We start from the raw sequence: 18366 nt of genomic DNA, 5'->3' as shown, positions 1-18366 counted from the left end.
GCCTAGCCCGGGCCGGGACGGCAGATCAGCACCGTGGGGGCGCCGTCCACCCGGGTCAGCACGAGGCTGGCCGGCAGGTCACCGGTCAACCGCAGGTCGCGGCGGAGCTTCTCCGGCTCGAGGGCCGAGCCCCGCTTGCGGATCTCCACCCGGCCGACCCGCCGCTCGCGCAGCAGGGCACGAAGCCGCTTCAGCGAGAACGGCAGCACGTCGGTGATCTCCAGGCAGCGGGCGAAGGGGGTCGGCGTGGGAGTGTCGGCGTACAGGTAGGCGATCGTCGGGTCGGCGAGGGTGGCGTCGAGGGCGCCGGCCAGCTCGGCGACGAGGTGCGCGCGGACCACCGCCGGGTCCGGGTCGTAGACGTAGCGGCGGACCGGCCCGACCGGGGCCTCGGCGACGCGGGAGCTGGTCAGCTCGTGCGCCCTCGTGCGGTGCGTGAGGGGTCCGACCCGGCCGGTGGTGTTGGTTGGCGGTTCCTCCCGCAGCACGGTCGCGCGGCGGGCCACCGTCGCGAACTCGCCGCACCACAGGGCGGCCTCGACCAGGTCGCCGTTGACGCTGACCCACTCCGCCTCCGCGCCGGGTGGGATCAGTGCGTGGTCCAGGCCGGGTGCCACCTTGACGACCGTCCGCGGCACCCGTTCGGTCAGCGAGAGCACGAAGTCCCACGGTGGGGAGTAGGCGTTCGGGTCGAAGATCCGTCGACCGGAGGCCCGGCGGGCGGGGTCACAGAAGACTCCGTCCACCTGGCTGAGATCGAAGGTGGCCGCGTCCCCCTGGTTGACGGTGAAGCGTTCGGCGAGTCCGGTCGCCTCGGCGTTCGCGGTGGCGATCGCGGCGGTGAGGGGGTCGGCCTCCACCCCGTACACCCGGATCCCGGCCCGGGCGGCGGCGAGCGCGTCGGCACCGATTCCGCAGCCGAGGTCGGCCAGGGCGCGGACACCACCGGTGCGCATCCGTTCGGCGCGGCGCCGCGCCACCACCTGGCGGGTGGCCTGCTCCAGGCCGGCCCGGGTGAAGAACATGTCGGCCGCTCCCGGACCACACTTGCCCACCGCGCGACGGCGCAGCTCGGCCTGGGTCAGCGCCGCCGCGGCCAGGTCGGCCGGGAACCCGGCGGAGCGGAGCGCCGCCGCCGCGGCCAGCGGGTCACCCCCGGCCACCGTGGTCGCCGCCGCGAGCACTGCCGACCCCGCCGGGGTACGGAGCTGCGCCAGCTGTCCCAGGTCCACCCCGCCATTCTTCCGGCCGGTCCGTGGGGACCGGAGTCGGGGTGTTGCCGGCCGCGCGCCGGCCCACCTCACTCGTCCGCGCGACGCGTTGGGCGGTTCGTTGGCACTCTCCTTGACGGAGTGCTAGCCGAGGAATAACCTGCGATTAGCACTCTCAACCTGAGGGTGCCAACCTTCGGGCCCTGGTGCCCGGCAGGTTAACGCCAGGCGGACCGGCACCCGCGACGACGGCCCCGCCCGGTGGCATGTGGCAGATTGAGCTGGCCGGTTTGCCGGTCGGTAACGACACCAAGTACCCCAGGAGGGTATGCCCGTGACTACCGCGACCAAGGTTGCGATCAAGCCGCTTGAGGACCGCATCGTGGTCCAGGCGAATGAGGCTGAGACCACCACGGCGTCGGGCATCGTGATTCCCGACACCGCCAAGGAGAAGCCGCAGGAGGGCACCGTCCTCGCTGTCGGCCCGGGCCGGATCGACGACAAGGGCAACCGCGTGCCGATCGACGTCAAGGTCGGCGACACCGTCCTCTACTCGAAGTACGGCGGCACCGAGGTCAAGTACGCCGGCGAGGAGTACCTGGTGCTCTCCGCCCGCGACGTCCTCGCGGTCATCGAGAAGTAGGTAACCGAGCAGTGTCGTCGCCCCGGTCCGGCTCGCCGGGCCGGGGCGACGACGCTTCGAAGGGACATTCATGGCGAAGATCCTGAGCTTCTCGGACGACGCTCGGCACCAGCTGGAGCACGGTGTCAACGCCCTCGCGGATGCGGTCAAGGTCACCCTCGGCCCCCGCGGGCGCAACGTCGTCCTGGACAAAAAGTTTGGTGCACCCACGATCACCAACGACGGCGTGACGATCGCCAAGGAGATCGAACTCACCGACCCGCACGAGAACCTCGGCGCGCAGCTGGTCAAGGAGGTGGCGACCAAGACCAACGACGTCGCCGGCGACGGGACCACCACCGCCACCGTGCTGGCCCAGGCGCTGGTCCGGGAGGGCCTGCGTAACGTGGCGGCCGGCGCCAACCCGACCGGCCTCAAGCGGGGCATCGACGCGGCGGCCACCAAGGTCTCCGAGGCGCTGCTCGGCAAGGCCGTCGAGGTGTCGGACAAGGCGGCGATCGCGCACGTCGCGACCGTCTCCGCGCAGGACTCCACGATCGGTGAGCTCATCGCCGAGGCGATGGAGCGGGTCGGCCGCGACGGTGTCATCACCGTCGAGGAGGGCTCCACCCTCGCCACCGAGCTGGACGTGACCGAGGGTCTCCAGTTCGACAAGGGCTTCATCTCGCCCAACTTCGTCACTGACGCGGAGGGGCAGGAGTCGGTCCTGGAGGACCCGTACATCCTCATCACCACGCAGAAGATCTCGGCGATCGAGGAGCTGCTGCCGCTGCTGGAGAAGGTTCTCCAGGACAGCAAGCCGCTGCTCATCATCGCCGAGGACGTCGAGGGCCAGGCGCTGTCCACGCTGGTGGTCAACGCGCTCCGCAAGACCATGAAGGTCTGCGCGGTGAAGGCTCCCGGCTTCGGCGACCGCCGCAAGGCGATGCTGCAGGACATGGCGATCCTGACCGGTGCCGAGCTGGTCGCCCCGGAGCTGGGCTACAAGCTGGACCAGGTTGGGCTGGAGGTGCTCGGCACGGCCCGCCGGGTGGTGGTCGACAAGGAGAACACCACCGTCGTTGACGGCGGCGGCAAGGCCGCCGACGCCGCGGACCGGGTCGCCCAGATCCGCAAGGAGATCGAGGCTTCGGACTCCGAGTGGGACCGGGAGAAGCTCGCCGAGCGGCTGGCCAAGCTCTCCGGCGGCGTCGCCGTGATCCGGGCGGGTGCGGCGACCGAGGTCGAGATGAAGGAGCGCAAGCACCGCATCGAGGACGCCATCGCCGCCACCAAGGCCGCGGTCGAGGAGGGCACGGTGCCCGGCGGCGGTGCCGCCCTGGCCCAGGTCCTGCCGGCGCTCGACGATGACCTCGGCCTCGTCGGGGACGAGAAGGTCGGCGTCTCGATCGTGCGCAAGGCGCTGGTCGAGCCGCTGCGCTGGATCGCCCAGAACGCTGGCCACGACGGCTACGTGGTGGTGCAGAAGGTCGTCAACAAGGACTGGGGCCACGGCCTTGACGCGGCAACGGGCGAGTACGTCGACCTGGCCAAGGCCGGCATTCTCGACCCGGTGAAGGTGACCCGCAACGCGGTCGCCAACGCCGCGTCGATCGCGGGCCTGCTGCTCACCACCGAGAGCCTCGTGGTGGACAAGCCGCAGGAGCCGGAGCCGGCCGCGGCTGGCCACGGCCACGGTCACCAGCACGGCCCGGGTTTCTGACCCACGCCGGACGCTCGGTCGGGGCGCGTCGTCCACGGTGGCGACGCGCCCCGACGCGTCTTCCGGACTGCTTACGGAACGCTGACGTGACTACCGGCGCGGACCGAGATTGGAAACACTGGTCCGCGTGACCAGTACGACCCGTCCCCACGCCGCGCTGGCCGGGGTGATCGCCGCTGCGGTGGCGATCGGCACGGCGGAGCTTGTCGCGGTAGTGACCGGCCCCCGTTCCGCTCCCCTGGTAGCCGTCGGCGGCCTGGTGGTCGACACCGTGCCGGAGCCACTCGCACAGTTCGGCATCGCGCTCTTCGGCAGCTACGACAAGGTTGCTCTGCTGGTGGGGACGGCCCTGCTGCTGGCCAGCTTCGCCGCGCTGCTCGGCGTACTGTCCCGGCGGCACCTGGCGTACGGGCTGGCCGGTGTCACGGCGTTCACGGCGCTGGGGGCGTTCGCGGCCCTGACCCGGGCCGGTGCGGATCTCGCCGACGCCCTGCCGGCGCTGGCCGGGGGCAGCCTCGGCGCGTTGGTGCTCTGGGCGTTCATCCAGGGCCCGTTGGAGTTGGATCCATGGCCCTGGTCCGCCCCCACCCCACCGGCCGATTCCGGTGCGCCGGTGGCTGCGTTGGCCGACCGGAAGCAGACCGTGGGGCCGAGCCCGGAGTCCCGGCGACGGTTCCTCACCGCGAGTGGGCTGCTGCTCGGTGCGGCGGGGGCGGCCGGTGTCGGCGGCCGATGGTGGAGCGGCCGGCGGGGAGTGTCGGTGGCCCGCGCGGCGGTCGTGCTGCCCGCCCCGGCATCGCCGGCCTCCGCGGTGCCGGCCGGCGCCGATCTGAAACTGGCCCAGCTCGCCCCCTATGTCACGCCCAGATCCACCTTCTACCGGATCGACACCGCCCTGGTGGTGCCACAGGTGGATCCGGCCACCTGGCAGTTGCGCATCCACGGCCGGGTCCGTAACCCGATCACCCTCAGCTTCGCCGACCTGCTGGCCCGGCCGCTGGTCGAGCGGTATGTCACGTTGGCCTGTGTGTCGAACGAGGTCGGCGGTGACCTGATCGGCAACGCCCGCTGGCTGGGGGTGCCGCTGCGGGAGCTGTTGGCCGAGGCGGATCCGCTGTCGGGCGCGGACCAGGTGGTCGGGCGGTCGGTTGACGGCTGGACCTGCGGCACCCCCACGGCGGTGCTGCGGGACGGCCGGGACGCGCTGCTGGCGGTCGGTATGAACGGTGAGCCGCTGCCGGTCGAGCACGGCTTCCCGGTCCGGATGGTGGTGCCGGGCCTGTACGGCTACGTGTCGGCCTGTAAGTGGGTCACCGAGCTGGAGCTGACCAGCTTCGCGGACTTCGACGCGTACTGGGTGCCGCGCGGCTGGTCGGCGCAGGGCCCGGTGAAGACCCAGTCGCGGATCGACACGCCCCGTCGGCGGAGCCGGTTGGTGGCGGGGGAGGTGGTTGTCGCCGGTGTCGCCTGGGCGCAGCACCGGGGCGTCCGGCGGGTGGAGGTCCGGGTGGACGAGGGGCCCTGGCGGGAGGCCGACCTCGCGCGGACGGTCTCGGTGGATACCTGGGTGCAGTGGTCGTGGCGGTGGGACGCGACACCGGGGGAGCACGCGCTTCAGGTTCGGGCCACCGACATGACCGGTGAGACGCAGACCAGCCAGAGCACGCCGGTGGCTCCGGACGGTGCGACCGGTTGGCACACGGTGCGCGTCACGGTTGGCTGACCCGCGCGACGTACGCCGACTCCGTCGCGGGGTGGCGTGATGTACACCCCAGGACCGGGAACCTCGGACAACTAGCGGCAAATGCCCCAACTGTCGGAAAAGTTCGAAGGATTGGCGGGAACCCCCTCCCGACCGGACTCCGTCATGGTCTGCTCGTTGACGGAGAGGAGACCACTGTGCGTACGGTTCTCGTGTGCGTTCGGACGCCCTTGGCGGCGCAACACCTGACCTCCGCCGCGGCGCGGCTGGGGCTATCCGGGGCGGTACGGACTGCCGTCTCCGACCCTGAGGTGATGCTGCGGCTCGCCGAACGCCCCGCCGATGTGGTGCTTGTTGATACGGCGCTGACCCGGCCAGACAGCGCGGGTTTCGTTCGCCGGGTCCTGGCCCGGGCACCGCAGGCGGCGGTGGTGCTGCTGGGAGCCGAGGAGTCTGAGTCGGCGGCGGCGACGATCAGCGCGGGTGCCCGGGGGCTGATTCAGGGTGCCGACCACGACCTCACCAGCTCGGTGGCGAAGGCGTTGCTGCTGCTCTCCGGCCCCGGGCGGGCCAACCGCCACCGGGTCGACCCGGCGCGGGACGCGGCCTCGGTGGGCGGGTCGGTCCGCGCTACCCCCGGCGGCCGGGCTCCCGCCGACCCGCCGTCGGGTTGGCCGGCTGGGGCCGTCGAGGGGGCTGGTGGGGCGCCCACGGTCGTACCGGCGCAGCGCGGCGACGACCCTGCCGACCCGGCGGCTGAGCCCGCCGCGGTGCCCGCCGGCGGCCCAGCTCGGGAGGCACGGCCAGCGGTCGGGCTGACCGAACGGGAGCTACAGGTTCTCCTGGGCATGGCCGAGGGCAAGAGCAACGCCGAGATCGGCCGCGAGCTGTTCGTCTCCGAGGACACGGTGAAGACCCACGCCCGACGACTCTTCCGCAAGCTCGGCGCCCGGGATCGGGCCCACGCCGTCGCCGCCGGCTTCCGCGCCGGGCTGGTCGCCTGATGCGTCGTTGACGTGTCGGTCGATCAGCCCGGGACGCCGGACGATCAGCCCGGGACGCCGGACGAGCGCCCGGATCAGCGGTTGGAGTTCGGTTCCTCGTCGCTGCCCTCGCTCAGGGTGTCGTGCACCCCGTCGGCGTACCCGCGCGCGTAGTCCCAGGTCACATAGTGATCCGGATCGGGGTCGTACGCCGGCTCGTGCACCCGGGGGTGCCCGGAGCTGAGCAGGTGACGCAGGTTACCGCGAAGTAGATCCCAGCCGAAGTAGTGCGGCTCCCGGCAGTCCTCGCACTTGATCACCAGACCGCGTACCCCGATCGGCGCCAGCAGTGCCTGGTAGATCTCCAGGTCGGCGAGGTCCTCCAGCACCTCCTGCCGCTCGACATCGCTCAGTGGGTCGAGCTCAGCGTCGCCGGAATCGGGTTGGCCCGCCGTCGAGTCGGCCGGGTCTCCATTGAAGGGATCGATGGGCTCGTCGTGCACCCCCTCACCGTAGACCCAACGCCCGATCGCCGCCCGCCCTGGGCGTACCCGACCTGCCCGCCGGCAACGGGGGCGCGGCCAGCCGATGGGTACGATGGGGCGAAGCGCCGCTACCCGGTTTCTGCCGGTGCCCGCCCGCCCACCTCGCTGAAGCCCGTTCGACCAGCTCAGGGGAGCAATCGTGGAAAATTCGCCCAGCACAGTTCAGCCGACCGACACCGAAATCGGTGAGCTGGGCGGTCACCTGCCGGAGTTGCCCGCCGGTTCGGCGCGGGTGGTTCCACTCGGGCTGACCTTCGACGATGTGCTGCTCCAGCCGGGCGAGTCGGATGTCGTGCCGAGCCGGGTGAACACCCGCACGAAGCTCACCCGCACCATCGAGCTGAACATCCCCCTGCTGTCCAGTGCGATGGACACGGTCACGGAGGGCCGGATGGCGATCGCCATGGCTCGCCAGGGCGGCATCGGCGTGCTCCACCGCAATCTCTCCGTGGAGGACCAGGCGCTCCAGGTCGACCTGGTGAAGCGCTCCGAGTCGGGCATGATCACCAATCCGGTGACCGCCGGCCCGAACGACACCCTCCAGGACGTGGACGCGCTCTGTGGGCAGTACCGGATCTCCGGCGTGCCGGTGGTTGACGGCGACGGGCAGCTGGTCGGCATCGTCACCAACCGCGACATGCGCTTCGTCTCCGACCCGGCCACGCCGGTCAGCGAGATCATGACCCGGACCCCGCTGATCACCGCCCCGGTCGGCGTCAGCAAGGACGACGCGCTCGGCCTGCTGCGCCAGCACAAGGTCGAGAAGTTGCCGATCGTTGACGGCACCGGCAAGCTGCGGGGCCTGATCACCGTCAAGGACTTCACCAAGAGCGAGCAGTACCCGAACGCCACCAAGGACTCCGCCGGTCGGCTTCGCGTCGCCGCCGCCGTCGGCGTGGGTGAGGACGCGTACAAGCGGGCGCGCGCCCTGGTGGACGCCGGCGTGGACGTGCTGATCGTGGACACCGCGCACGGCCACCAACGTTCTGTGCTGGAGATGGTCGCCCGGATCAAGAAGGATGTCCGCGTCGATGTCGTCGGCGGTAACGTCGCCACCTACGCGGGGGCGAAGGCGCTCGTCGAGGCCGGTGTGGACGGGGTCAAGGTGGGGGTCGGGCCGGGGGCGATCTGCACGACGCGGATCGTGGCCGGCGTCGGCGTGCCGCAGGTGACCGCGATCATGGAGGCGGCTCGGGCAGCCCGACCGGCCGGTGTTCCGGTCATCGGGGACGGCGGCATCCAGTACTCCGGCGACATCGCCAAGGCGCTCGTGGCCGGCGCCGACACGGTGATGCTGGGCGGCCTGCTCGCCGGCTGTGCGGAGAGCCCCGGTGAGCTGATCTTCATCAACGGCAAGCAGTACAAGGCATACCGGGGGATGGGCTCGCTGGGCGCGATGCAATCCCGGGGCCAGGTCCGGTCGTACTCGAAGGACCGCTACTTCCAGCAGGATGTCACCAGCGACGAGAAGCTTGTCCCCGAGGGCGTCGAGGGCCAGGTGCCATACCGGGGGCCGCTCGCCCAGGTAGCCCACCAGCTGGTCGGCGGGTTGCGCCTGGCGATGGGGTACGCCGGGGCGGAGAGCGTTTCCGAGCTGCACCGACGCGGACAGCTCATTCGGATCACCGCGGCCGGGCTCAAGGAGAGCCACCCACACGACATCCAGATGGTCGCTGAGGCACCCAACTACCAAACCCGCTGACCCATCACCCCCTACCGTCTGGAGTTCCCATGCGAGACGTGGTCGAGATCGGGCTGGGCAAGACCGCGCAGCGCGGCTATCACCTGGACGACATCGCGATCGTGCCGAGCCGCCGCACCCGGGACGTTGACGACGTGTCGACGGCCTGGCAGCTCGACGCGTACCCGTTCGGCATCCCCTGCGTCGGTCACCCCTCCGACGCGACGATGAGCCCGGCCTCGGCGGTGCGGCTCGGCCAACTCGGCGGCCTCGGTGTGCTCAACGTGGAGGGTCTCTGGACCCGGTACGAGGACCCGACGAAGGTGCTGGAGGAGCTGGCCAGCCTGGGCGAGGACGGCACGGGCCGGTCGCCCCGCCCCACCCGCCCCGGCGCGACCGGGCTGCGGCACACCCGGCGGCTTCAGGAGGTGTACGCCGAGCCGATCCGCGCGGACCTGATCGCCGAGCGGGTTCGTGAGCTGCGGGCCGGCGGCCAGACCGTGGCGGTACGCGTCTCGCCGCAGCACACCCTGGCGCTCGCCCCGGTGATCCTCGACGCCGGGGTGGACATCCTGGTGATCCAGGGCACCATCGTCTCCGCCGAGCACGTCTCCACCACCGACGAGCCGCTGAACCTCAAGGAGTTCATCGCCGACCTCGACCTACCGGTGGTCGTCGGCGGCTGCACCGACTACAAGACCGCCCTGCACCTGATGCGCACCGGCGCCGCCGGGGTGATCGTGGGGATCGGCGGCGACGACTGGTCAACCACCGAATCGGTGCTTGGTATCCGGGTGCCGATGGCCACCGCGATCGCCGACGCCGCGGCGGCGCGCCGGGACTACCTGGACGAGACCGGCGGCCGCTACGTCCACCTGATCGCCGACGGCGACATCCGGACGTCCGGTGACATCGCCAAGGCGCTTGGCTGCGGCGCCGACGCGGTGATGCTGGGGGAGCCGCTCTCGCTCTGCCCGGAGGCGCCGGCCGGCGGCGCCTGGTGGCACTCGGCCGCCAGCCACCCGTCGCTGCCCCGGGGTGCCTTCGAGGTCGCCGGCGAGCCGGTCGGTTCGATGGAACGGCTGCTGTACGGCCCGGCCGACGAGCCGGATGGCCAGCTCAACCTCTTCGGCGGGCTGCGCCGGGCGATGGCCAAGTGTGGCTACCGGGACCTCAAGGAGTTCCAGAAGGTCGGCCTGGTCCTGGATCGTTAGGCGGCGCGGAGGGGCGTCGTCGCACCGATCAGGTGGTTAGGCTCGACCGGTGCGGTCCACCTCTGCCCGGGTTCGACCCGGCCTCGCCGCCGCTGTCGTCGTGGCGGCGACCCTGCTCACCGGCTGCTCTTCGGCGGACCCGGGCGGCGACTTCCGCCCGGGCGCTGCCGACCTGGGTGACCCGTACGTGCCGGGTGCGGGCAACGGGGGATACGACGTGGAGCACTACCGGCTCGCCGTCGACTACGACCCGGCCAGCGACCGGCTCCGGGGGCGGGCGGCGGTCACCGCTGTCGCCACCCAGCCGTTGTCCCGGTTCCACCTGGACCTGCAGGGTCTGGAGGTCACGGCGGTCGGGGTGGATGGGGACCGGGCCCGGCACCGTCGCGACGGCGACGAACTGGTGGTGACGCCGGCGCGGGGGTTGGCCGAGGGCAGCCGGTTCACCGTCGCGGTCGAGTACGCCGGCAGCCCCGGCACCCGGCCGAACGGGCCGCTGGGCGGCGGCGGTTTCCTGCACACCGAGGACGGCGCGATCGCGCTCGGCCAGCCCTACTCGGCCGCCGCCTGGTTTCCGGTGAACGACCATCCGAGCGACAAGGCGACGTACGACATCGAGGTCACCGTCCCGGACGGGCTCGCCGCGCTGAGCAACGGGGTTCCCGGGGAACGGAGCAGCGCCGGTGGCCGAACCACCTGGCGCTGGGCGCAACGGGCCCCGATGGCGAGCTACCTGACCACCTTGGTGATCGGCGCGTACCGGGTGGAGACCAGCACCCACGCTGGGAAGCCGATGGTCACCGCCGTGCCGGAGCAGCTCGCGGAGACCAGCCCGGAGGCCGTCTCGCTGGCCCGTACCGGCGAGATCGCCGACTTCCTGGCCCACCACTTCGGGCCGTACCCGTTCGACTCCTACGGCGGGGTGGTGGTCGTCGACCCACGGGTGGGGTACGCGTTGGAGACACAGTCCCGCCCCGTGTACGGCCCCGGCTTCTTTCGCAGCGGACGGCCCAATTTCGGGGTGGTTGTCCACGAACTGGCACACCAGTGGTTCGGCGACAGCGTGGCGGTAACCCGGTGGCGGGACATCTGGCTGAATGAGGGCTTCGCCACCTACGCCGAGTGGCTCTGGGAGGAGCACCAGGGGGGTCGGTCGGTGCAGCGCACCTTCGAAGACCGGTACGCGGTGACGGACTGGTCGCGGCCGGCCCTGGACCCGGGGCCAGATCAGATGTTCGGTACCGCCGTCTACCAGCGCGGGGCGCTGACCGTGCACGCGTTGCGGCGGGCGGTCGGCGACGACGCCTTCTTCGCCATCCTGCGAGCCTGGACGGCCGAGCGGCGCGACGGCAACGGCACCACCGATGACTTCATCGAGCTGGCCGAGCGGGTCGGTGGGGAGCAGCTCGACGGTCTCTTCGACGCCTGGCTCTCCGGCATCACCCGGCCCGCCATCCCCGAATCGGGCTGAGCTACCTCTGGCGCGATTGTTACTGGTCGGTAATGATACGTATATGCGGTACGACGTGGTTGTCATTGGGTCCGGTTTCGGCGGTGGTGTCGCCGCGCTGCGGCTGGCGGAGAAGGGCTACCGAGTCGGGGTGCTGGAGGCGGGCCGACGCTTCGCCGACGGTGACTTCCCGCAGACGTCCTGGCGGCTGCGTCGCTTCGTCTGGGCGCCGATCCTGGGCTGTTACGGCCTACAGCGGATCACGCTGTTGCGGGCGGGCCAGCGCCGGTCTGGTGGCGTGCTGGTGCTCTCCGGGGCTGGAGTGGGCGGCGGCTCCCTGGTCTACGCGAACACCCTGTACGAGCCGCTGGACGCCTTCTACGAGGACCCGCAGTGGCGGGACATCACCGACTGGCGGGAGGAGTTGACCCGCCACTTCGATCAGGCGAAGCGAATGCTCGGCGTCACCACCTACCCGGAAACCACCGGGTCGGACCGGGCGATGCGGTCGGTGGCGGAGCGGATGGGGGTCGGACACACCTTCCGGGCCACCCCGGTCGGGGTGTACCTCGGCCGGCCGGGTCAGCGGGTGCCCGATCCGTACTTCGGCGGGGCGGGGCCGGAGCGAACCGGCTGCACGCACTGCGGTGCCTGCATGACGGGGTGTCGGCTTGGCGCGAAGAACACGCTGGCCAAGAACTACCTGTGGCTGGCTGAGCGGCTCGGCGCGCGGGTGCATCCGTTGACGACCGTGACCGCCGTTGTGCCGGTCGAGGGGGGCGGGTACACGGTGCACACCCGGCGTACCGGCTCCTGGCTGCCTGGGCGCTCGCAGGTGATCCACGCCGACCAGGTGGTCTTCGCCGCCGGCGCGTTGGGTACCCAGCGCCTGCTGCACGGGATGAAGGTGGCTGGGGCTCTGCCACGGCTCTCGTCCCGCCTTGGAGTGTTGACCCGAACCAACTCGGAGGCGATTCTCGGCGCGTCGGTGCCCCGGCGGTCGGCGCGGGAGGCGGGGATCGACTTCACCGAAGGGGTGGCGATCACGAGTTCGTTCCACCCCGATCCGCAGACCCACATCGAACCGGTCCGCTATGGCCGGGGCTCGAACGCGATGGGGCTGCTCCAGTCTCTGTTGGTGGACGGCGGCCCTCGTCGGGTACGTCGCTGGCTGGGCAATCTCGTGCGGCAGCCACGTGCTGCGGCGGGGATGCTGTCGGTCCGCAACTGGTCCGAGCGTACGGTGATCGCCCTGGTCATGCAGTCGGCGGACAACTCGTTGACCACCCGGCTACGTCGCGGGCTCGGCGGTCGTCGACTCGTCTGCGAACCGGGTCACGGGGAGCCGAACCCGACCTGGATACCGGCCGGCAACCGGGCGGTTCGGCTTCTGGCCGAGGAGATCGACGGGGTGCCGGGTGGTTCGCTCACCGAACCGTTCAATGTCCCGGTGACCGCGCACTTCCTGGGCGGCGCGGTGATCGGCGCCACCGAGGAGGACGGTGTGGTGGACCCGTGGCAACGGGTGTACGGGCACCCCGGGCTGCACGTCGTTGACGGCGCGGCAGTCTCGGCCAATCTCGGGGTGAACCCGAGTCTGACCATCACCGCTCAGGCCGAGCGGGCCATGTCGTTCTGGCCGAACCAGGGGGACCCGGATCCCCGCCCTCCGCTCGGCTCCCGGTACGTCCGGCTGCCCGCGGTGGCTCCACGTCATCCGGCGGTGCCAGCTGACGCCCCCGGTGCGCTGCGGTAGCGCCGGCGGGACCGCGGCGCGGCGCGGTCGGCGGGGCCGCTTCGCCGACTCGGGTCCCGGGTCGGCGTCGGGCGTGTCGGTGGGTAGGCTTTCTGCACATGAGCACCCCGCGCCCTGTCCTAGTGGTGGACTTCGGAGCCCAGTACGCCCAGCTCATCGCACGTCGCGTACGGGAGGCCCGGGTCTACTCGGAGATCGTCCCGCACACGATGTCGGTGGCCGAGATGCTGGCGAAGGACCCGGCAGCGATCATCCTCTCGGGTGGCCCGTCCAGCGTCTACGCGCCCGGCGCGCCGGGTATCGACGCCGGGGTGTTCGACGCCGGGGTGCCGGTCTTCGGCATCTGTTACGGCTTCCAGGTGATGGCGCAGGCACTCGGGGGCACGGTCGCGAGGACCGGCAATGGGGAGTACGGCGGCACTGTGCTGCGCCCGCGGTCGGAACCCGGGGTGCTGCTGCGTGATCTCCCTGGTGATCTTTCGGTCTGGATGAGCCACGGCGACTGTGTGACGGAGGCGCCGGCCGGCTTCGCGGTGACCGCCGAGTCGGCGGGCGCCCCGGTGGTGGCCTTCGAGGATCGGGCCGGGCGACGGGTCGGGGTGCAGTTCCACCCGGAGGTCGGGCACACGGCGCACGGCCAGGAGATATTGACCCGTTTCCTCTACGACATCGCCGGCATCGAGCCCACCTGGACGCCGGAGAACATCATCGACGAGCAGGTGGCCCGGATCCGGGAACAGGTCGGTACCAAGGAGGTCATCTGCGGTCTCAGCGGTGGCGTTGACTCCGCGGTCGCCGCGGCGCTGGTGCACCGGGCCATCGGCGACCAGTTGACCTGCGTCTTCGTTGACCACGGTCTGCTTCGCGCGGGCGAGGCCGAGCAGGTGGAGAAGGACTACGTCGCCGCCACCGGAATCAAGCTGCGGGTGGTCGACGCGGCGGACCAGTTCCTGACCGCGCTGGCCGGGGTGACCGATCCGGAGCGGAAGCGCAAGATCATCGGCCGGGAGTTCATTCGGACGTTCGAGGCCGCTGCCCGGGACATCGCCGCCCACGGCGACGTGGAGTTCCTGGTGCAGGGCACCCTCTATCCGGACGTGGTGGAGTCCGGCGGTGGCGCGGGCACGGCCAGCATCAAGAGCCATCACAACGTCGGCGGGCTTCCGGAGGATCTTGGATTTTCCCTGGTCGAGCCGCTGCGTACGCTCTTCAAGGACGAGGTCCGCGCACTCGGCCTCCAGCTCGACCTGCCGGAGGCGATGGTCTGGCGGCACCCGTTCCCCGGGCCGGGGCTCGCGATCCGGATCATCGGTGCGGTGGACCGCGAGCGGCTCGACGTGCTCCGCCGGGCCGACTTCATCGCCCGGCAGGAGCTCAGCGCTGCTGGCCTGGACCGGGGCGTGTGGCAGTTCCCGGTGGTTCTCCTGGCCGACGTACGCAGTGTGGGTGTGCAGGGAGACGGACGTAGCTACGGGCATCCCGTGGTGCTCCGCCCGGTCTCCAGCGAGGACGCGATGACGGCCGACTGGTCGCGGCTGCCGTATGACCTGATCGCTCGGATCTCCACCCGGATCACCAACGAGGTTGCCGAGGTGAACCGGGTGGCGTTGGATGTCACCAGCAAGCCGCCGGGCACCATCGAGTGGGAGTGAGTCGCGCTCACCTGACGGGGGGAGCCGGCGGCTGTGACCCTGGCCCCGGCCAGGTGGGGGTGGTGGTCGCCCCGGGTGCTACCGGGTGCGGCCAGGCCGGCGCGTCCGCCGGCTCCACCGGAATCAGAAACCACATGATCGGGTACGCGAGCGCCGCGATCCCGCCGGTGAGTAGGCCGGTCACCGCGAAGACGACCCGAACCAGCGTGGGGTCGACGTTGAAGTAGCGGCCGACGCCACTGGCCACCCCGGCGATCATCCGGTCGGTGGTGGGGCGACGGAGCTGTCTGTACGGGGGCCGGGGAGTTCCGGTGCTTGTCATCTCCTCATGGTGCGTCGCCCCACTCCGGTCGACCTCGGTGATTTCCCGGAGCCTTACCCTGATCTGCCCCGCACCCGAGAGCCGCGAGTCATGAATCCGACCCTTTTCGGCGTCGGTGGCGGGGAGCGGGGAGAATTTGGCTCTGTGACCCTCATGCTGGAGCCGCTTCGTAGGATTGCGGCGTACGCGGTTTGTACTAACTCGGTCGGTCAGGTGCTGCTGGTCCGTGCCTCGCAGCGCTCCGGCACACCCGGTACGTGGTCGCTGCCCGGGGGCGCGGTCGACCACGGGGAGGACCCCTGCGACACGGTCGTGCGGGAGACCGCCGCCGAGACCGGGCTGTCGGTCAGTGTCGCCATCCTCACCGACGTGCTCGCCGACATGCGAGCGCTGCCCGAGCGGAAAATCACGATCCACACCGATCGTCTGCTCTACCAGGTGTCAGTGCGGGGCGGGACGCTCGCCGACCGCGTTGACCAGCCCACCGACCTGGCCCGCTGGTTCACCCTCGAGCAGGCCTGCGAGCTGCCCCTGCGCTCGTTCACGGCACGGGCCCTCGGCCTACCCGCCTCGTCGGCGGACATCGTGCCGGAGGAGCCGCCCGAGTTCCCCTCCTTCTACGCGGTCGAGGGGCCGGACGGCCTGCACCGGGCGCAGCGCTTCGCCGCGTACGCGGTCGTCACCGACCCAGACGAGCGGGTCTTGCTCACCCGGGTCTCGGACGGGTATCCGGGTGCCGGCTGCTGGCACCTGCCGGGTGGCGGCACGGACTACGGTGAGCAGCCGGGCGCGGCCCTCATCCGTGAGTTGGTTGAGGAGACCGGGCAGACCGGGCGGTTGGTCGAGCTACTTGGCGTGGCGAGTCACCGGGACGCGGCCTCACTCGGCCCGGAGGGCTACCCGATCGACTGGCACGGGGTTCGCGCCTTCTACCGGGTTGTGGTTGACCGCCCCGCCCCGCCCACCGTGATCGACGTCGGTGGGTCCACCTGCGAGGCCCGCTGGTTCGCAAAGGAGGAGCTGGGCGCCCTTCCGGTCGATCGGCTGACCGAGGTGACGGCCGAGGCGGTCCAGGCCGCCCGGCTGACCTGACCGCCCCAGTCTGGCGTTCCCGAAGCTATCGTCGGATCGCGGCGACAAGGTCTCATTGATTCGGCACGGGCGGGGGCAGGGTGCAGCAGCAGCAGCGGCGGATGGCGGCATATGGGGTGCTGCGGGATGACGGCGGGCAGGTGCTACTCGTACAGGGCGGGGACGAGCGCCCGGATCGGGGTGCCTGGCGGCTGCCGGGCGGCGGCCTTCGGCACGCCGAGCATCCCGCCGCCGCGGTCGTCCGCGGGTTCACCGAGGAGACCGGGTTGGCCGTGACGGTGGCCGGGATCCGGGCGGCGGTAGCTGATGTGGCCTCCCTCGCCGCCGGAGCCGGGCTGCACACCGACCGGCTGGTGTTCGACGTGGCCGCGACGACGGGGGAGGTGTTCCCGCCGGAGCGGGGCGGTGCCAGGCTGGGGTGGTTCACGCCCGACTCGGCGGCGGCGGTGCCCGTGATGCCGTTCACGGCGGAGCTACTCGGCCGGCCGGGCACACCCCTGCCGTCGGGGTTGTCCCGGGTGCTGCCGCTGGCACCGACGGCTCCGGCACCGACGATCTCGGCGTCGACCGCTCGGCGGCACCGGTTCGGCGCGTACGGGCTGGTCACCGACCCGGCTGGGCGGGTGCTGCTGACGCTGATCGCGGAGGGCTATCCGGGCGCTGGCAGCTGGCACCTGCCCGGCGGTGGCACCGACCACGGTGAGGCGCCGGAGACGGGGCTGCTCCGCGAGCTGGTGGAGGAGTCCGGTCAGGTCGGCCGGGTCGTCGAGTTGGTCGGGGTGGACAGCCTTCACCTCCCGGGGGCGGTCGGGCCGGAGGGCCACCCGTTGGACTGGCACACCGTTCGGGCCATCTACACGGTGGTGGTGGATGAGCCGACTGAGGCACGGGTGCTGGAGCCGGCCGGGGGGTCAACCGCGCGGGCGAGCTGGTTTACCGTCACCGAGCTTGCGGGGCTGCGGCTCAGCGACATCGCTGCCCGGATGGTCGCTGAGCTCCGCTGACCATCCCGGTTCGGGGCGGCGCGGCGGGCGGCGCGGTGGGGGTGCGTTGGCCCCAGACAGGGGTGGATGTGTGGCCCCTCAATTTCTGTTCAATGAGGGCATTACGGGTGCTGAAGAGTGCTCATCATGGTGGCGCCGCTGAGCTCCGGTACATTTGGGTGCGGGAGTAAACGGTGTAACGGGCGATGCCATCCGGGTTGGGAGTAAGAGGACACTTCGCGTGGTTTAAGGGATTTTTAAGTACCACCGGCAGCTATCGCCAAGCCCCGTTTGCCTGTGCGATGGTGTACCCCGCAAAACGGCTGCTGGGCCAAGAAGGTCCGGCACGAGACAGCCGGACACCCCGCCGTTGCGACGGTTGGCCGATCCGGTGATGGAGGGAACGTGCCGAGAGCCCCCTGGCGCCGGCGTCGTACGACAGACAGTCCACGTCCTGCAGGGCGTCGATGGGCAGGTCCGTTGCGGCGCAGCGGCACGATCGCCCGTCAGGTGCTGTGGGTCCGGGCAGGTCGCCAAGATGGTGGCCGCCGTGCCGGTGTTGACCGGCCGCTGATCGAGCGCCGGTTCCCCAAGCGCCGCTACCCGCGGTACGACGCCGAGGTGGAGGCGATCGTCCCGGTCAGCCCCGCTGTCCTCCCGGTACCGCCGGTGGATGATGCGGCGGCGATCGCGATTCCGCTGCTCCCCGGTGCGCGGACAGCGGCCCGGCGGATGAAATTCGTGCTGGTCAACGGCTGCACCCTCGCCAGTCTTACCCTCGGCATGCTGGCGATCTTCCTGGCCATGCAGGGTGAGGTGCGGGCAGCAGCCCTCTGCCTGATCGCCTGCGTCGCCTTCGACGGTCTCGATGGCGCCCTCGCCCGCCGACTCGGCGTGGCCAGTCCGTTCGGCGCCCAGATGGACTCGTTGGCCGACATGTGCTCCTTCGGCCTCGCCGCTCCGGTCGTGGTGTACGCCTCACTGGCCGGCTCGGTGCCGCCGGCCGCCGCCGCGGTGGCCTGTGCGCTCGTCGCGTCCTGCGCCGCGATCCGCCTCGCCCGGTTCAACGTCTCGCCGAAGGACGGCCGTTTCTTCTGCGGTGTGCCCACCACCGTGGCCGCCGCCATGCTGGCCCTGACTGTTGCCATCGGGCTGCCGGTGTCCGGGCTGGTCCTGCTCGGCGGGGTGGCGCTGCTCGCCTTCGCGATGGTCTCCAGTTTTCCATACGTGAAGCTTGCTCGCCTGGTGAAACTGCCGCCCTGGGTGTGGCTGGCTCCGCTGGTCGGTGCGCTGGTCGATGTCCGGCTGACCTTCGCCCTGGCCGTGGTGGGCTACCTGCTCAGCGGTCCGGTGCTCTGGCTGCGGCAGCGCCGCACCATCTGATCCGGTTTCGCGACGGGACGCCGTGGTTCCACGGCGTCCCACGCAGC

General features: G+C 71.2%; 15 protein-coding genes. 12 read left to right on the top strand and 3 right to left on the bottom strand.

The window, feature by feature from the left end:
- Window positions 1-2: 2 nt before the first annotated feature.
- Complete coding sequence (locus SALPAC6_RS0105270) at window positions 3-1232, bottom strand: class I SAM-dependent methyltransferase (protein WP_018252402.1); 1230 nt, start codon at window positions 1230-1232, stop codon at window positions 3-5.
- 307 nt (window positions 1233-1539) lie between these two features.
- On the opposite strand from SALPAC6_RS0105270, the gene groES reads away from it, so the two are divergent.
- From groES to SALPAC6_RS0105250, 4 genes are all read left to right on the top strand, one after another.
- Window positions 1540-1854 carry a co-chaperone GroES gene (gene groES, locus SALPAC6_RS0105265; protein ID WP_018222648.1) on the top strand — a complete coding sequence of 105 codons (315 nt, stop codon included), beginning with the start codon at window positions 1540-1542 and terminating at the stop codon, window positions 1852-1854.
- A gap of 70 nt (window positions 1855-1924) precedes the next feature.
- On the top strand, window positions 1925-3556 hold the full coding sequence (groL, locus tag SALPAC6_RS0105260) for a chaperonin GroEL (RefSeq protein WP_018252401.1): 1632 nt from the start codon (window positions 1925-1927) through the stop codon (window positions 3554-3556).
- Window positions 3557-3683: 127 nt separating this feature from the next.
- Window positions 3684-5279 carry a molybdopterin-dependent oxidoreductase gene (locus SALPAC6_RS0105255; RefSeq protein ID WP_018252400.1) on the top strand — a complete coding sequence of 532 codons (1596 nt, stop codon included), beginning with the start codon at window positions 3684-3686 and terminating at the stop codon, window positions 5277-5279.
- Between the two features lie 176 nt (window positions 5280-5455).
- Window positions 5456-6262 carry a response regulator transcription factor gene (locus SALPAC6_RS0105250; RefSeq protein ID WP_018252399.1) on the top strand — a complete coding sequence of 269 codons (807 nt, stop codon included), beginning with the start codon at window positions 5456-5458 and terminating at the stop codon, window positions 6260-6262.
- Between the two features lie 74 nt (window positions 6263-6336).
- Here SALPAC6_RS0105250 and SALPAC6_RS0105245 read toward each other — a convergent pair whose 3' ends face one another.
- Window positions 6337-6744: a DUF5319 domain-containing protein gene (locus SALPAC6_RS0105245; protein ID WP_018252398.1), complete on the bottom strand. Its 408-nt coding sequence runs from the start codon at window positions 6742-6744 to the stop codon at window positions 6337-6339.
- Window positions 6745-6925: 181 nt separating this feature from the next.
- On the opposite strand from SALPAC6_RS0105245, the gene guaB reads away from it, so the two are divergent.
- The 5 genes from guaB (at window position 6926) to guaA (ending at window position 14539) form a co-directional block, all read left to right on the top strand.
- Window positions 6926-8488, top strand: coding sequence for an IMP dehydrogenase (gene guaB / locus SALPAC6_RS0105240; protein ID WP_018252397.1), 1563 nt, complete (start codon window positions 6926-6928; stop codon window positions 8486-8488).
- A gap of 29 nt (window positions 8489-8517) precedes the next feature.
- Entirely contained in the window at window positions 8518-9681 is a 1164-nt protein-coding gene (locus tag SALPAC6_RS0105235; RefSeq protein WP_018252396.1) for a GuaB3 family IMP dehydrogenase-related protein, read from the top strand.
- A 49-nt stretch (window positions 9682-9730) separates the two neighbouring features.
- Complete coding sequence (locus tag SALPAC6_RS0105230) at window positions 9731-11152, top strand: M1 family metallopeptidase (protein WP_018252395.1); 1422 nt, start codon at window positions 9731-9733, stop codon at window positions 11150-11152.
- Window positions 11153-11195: 43 nt separating this feature from the next.
- A complete protein-coding gene (locus tag SALPAC6_RS0105225; protein ID WP_018252394.1) occupies window positions 11196-12887 on the top strand; it encodes an FAD-dependent oxidoreductase in 1692 nt (563 codons plus the stop codon).
- Window positions 12888-12985: 98 nt separating this feature from the next.
- Window positions 12986-14539, top strand: coding sequence for a glutamine-hydrolyzing GMP synthase (guaA, locus tag SALPAC6_RS0105220; RefSeq protein WP_020493541.1), 1554 nt, complete (start codon window positions 12986-12988; stop codon window positions 14537-14539).
- Between the two features lie 7 nt (window positions 14540-14546).
- Here the strand turns inward: guaA and SALPAC6_RS0105215 are convergent, their stop codons facing one another.
- Window positions 14547-14861, bottom strand: a complete 315-nt coding sequence (locus SALPAC6_RS0105215; RefSeq protein ID WP_026189340.1) for a PspC domain-containing protein — start codon at window positions 14859-14861, stop codon at window positions 14547-14549.
- A 144-nt stretch (window positions 14862-15005) separates the two neighbouring features.
- On the opposite strand from SALPAC6_RS0105215, the gene SALPAC6_RS0105210 reads away from it, so the two are divergent.
- The 3 genes from SALPAC6_RS0105210 to SALPAC6_RS0105200 all read left to right on the top strand — a co-directional run bounded on the left by SALPAC6_RS0105210 (window position 15006) and on the right by SALPAC6_RS0105200 (window position 18319).
- Window positions 15006-15953, top strand: a complete 948-nt coding sequence (locus SALPAC6_RS0105210) for an NUDIX domain-containing protein (RefSeq protein WP_018252391.1) — start codon at window positions 15006-15008, stop codon at window positions 15951-15953.
- A gap of 101 nt (window positions 15954-16054) precedes the next feature.
- Window positions 16055-16957: an NUDIX hydrolase gene (locus SALPAC6_RS0105205; protein WP_033667121.1), complete on the top strand. Its 903-nt coding sequence runs from the start codon at window positions 16055-16057 to the stop codon at window positions 16955-16957.
- A 459-nt stretch (window positions 16958-17416) separates the two neighbouring features.
- Window positions 17417-18319, top strand: coding sequence for a CDP-alcohol phosphatidyltransferase family protein (locus SALPAC6_RS0105200; RefSeq protein ID WP_018252389.1), 903 nt, complete (start codon window positions 17417-17419; stop codon window positions 18317-18319).
- Window positions 18320-18366: the final 47 nt, after the last annotated feature.

Source organism: Salinispora mooreana (assembly GCF_000379065.1).
In the GTDB taxonomy this organism is placed as follows: Bacteria; Actinomycetota; Actinomycetes; order Mycobacteriales; family Micromonosporaceae; genus Micromonospora; species Micromonospora mooreana.
The sequence above is the reverse complement of the archived record's forward strand: the minus strand, read 5'-3'. Positions and strand labels throughout refer to the sequence as shown.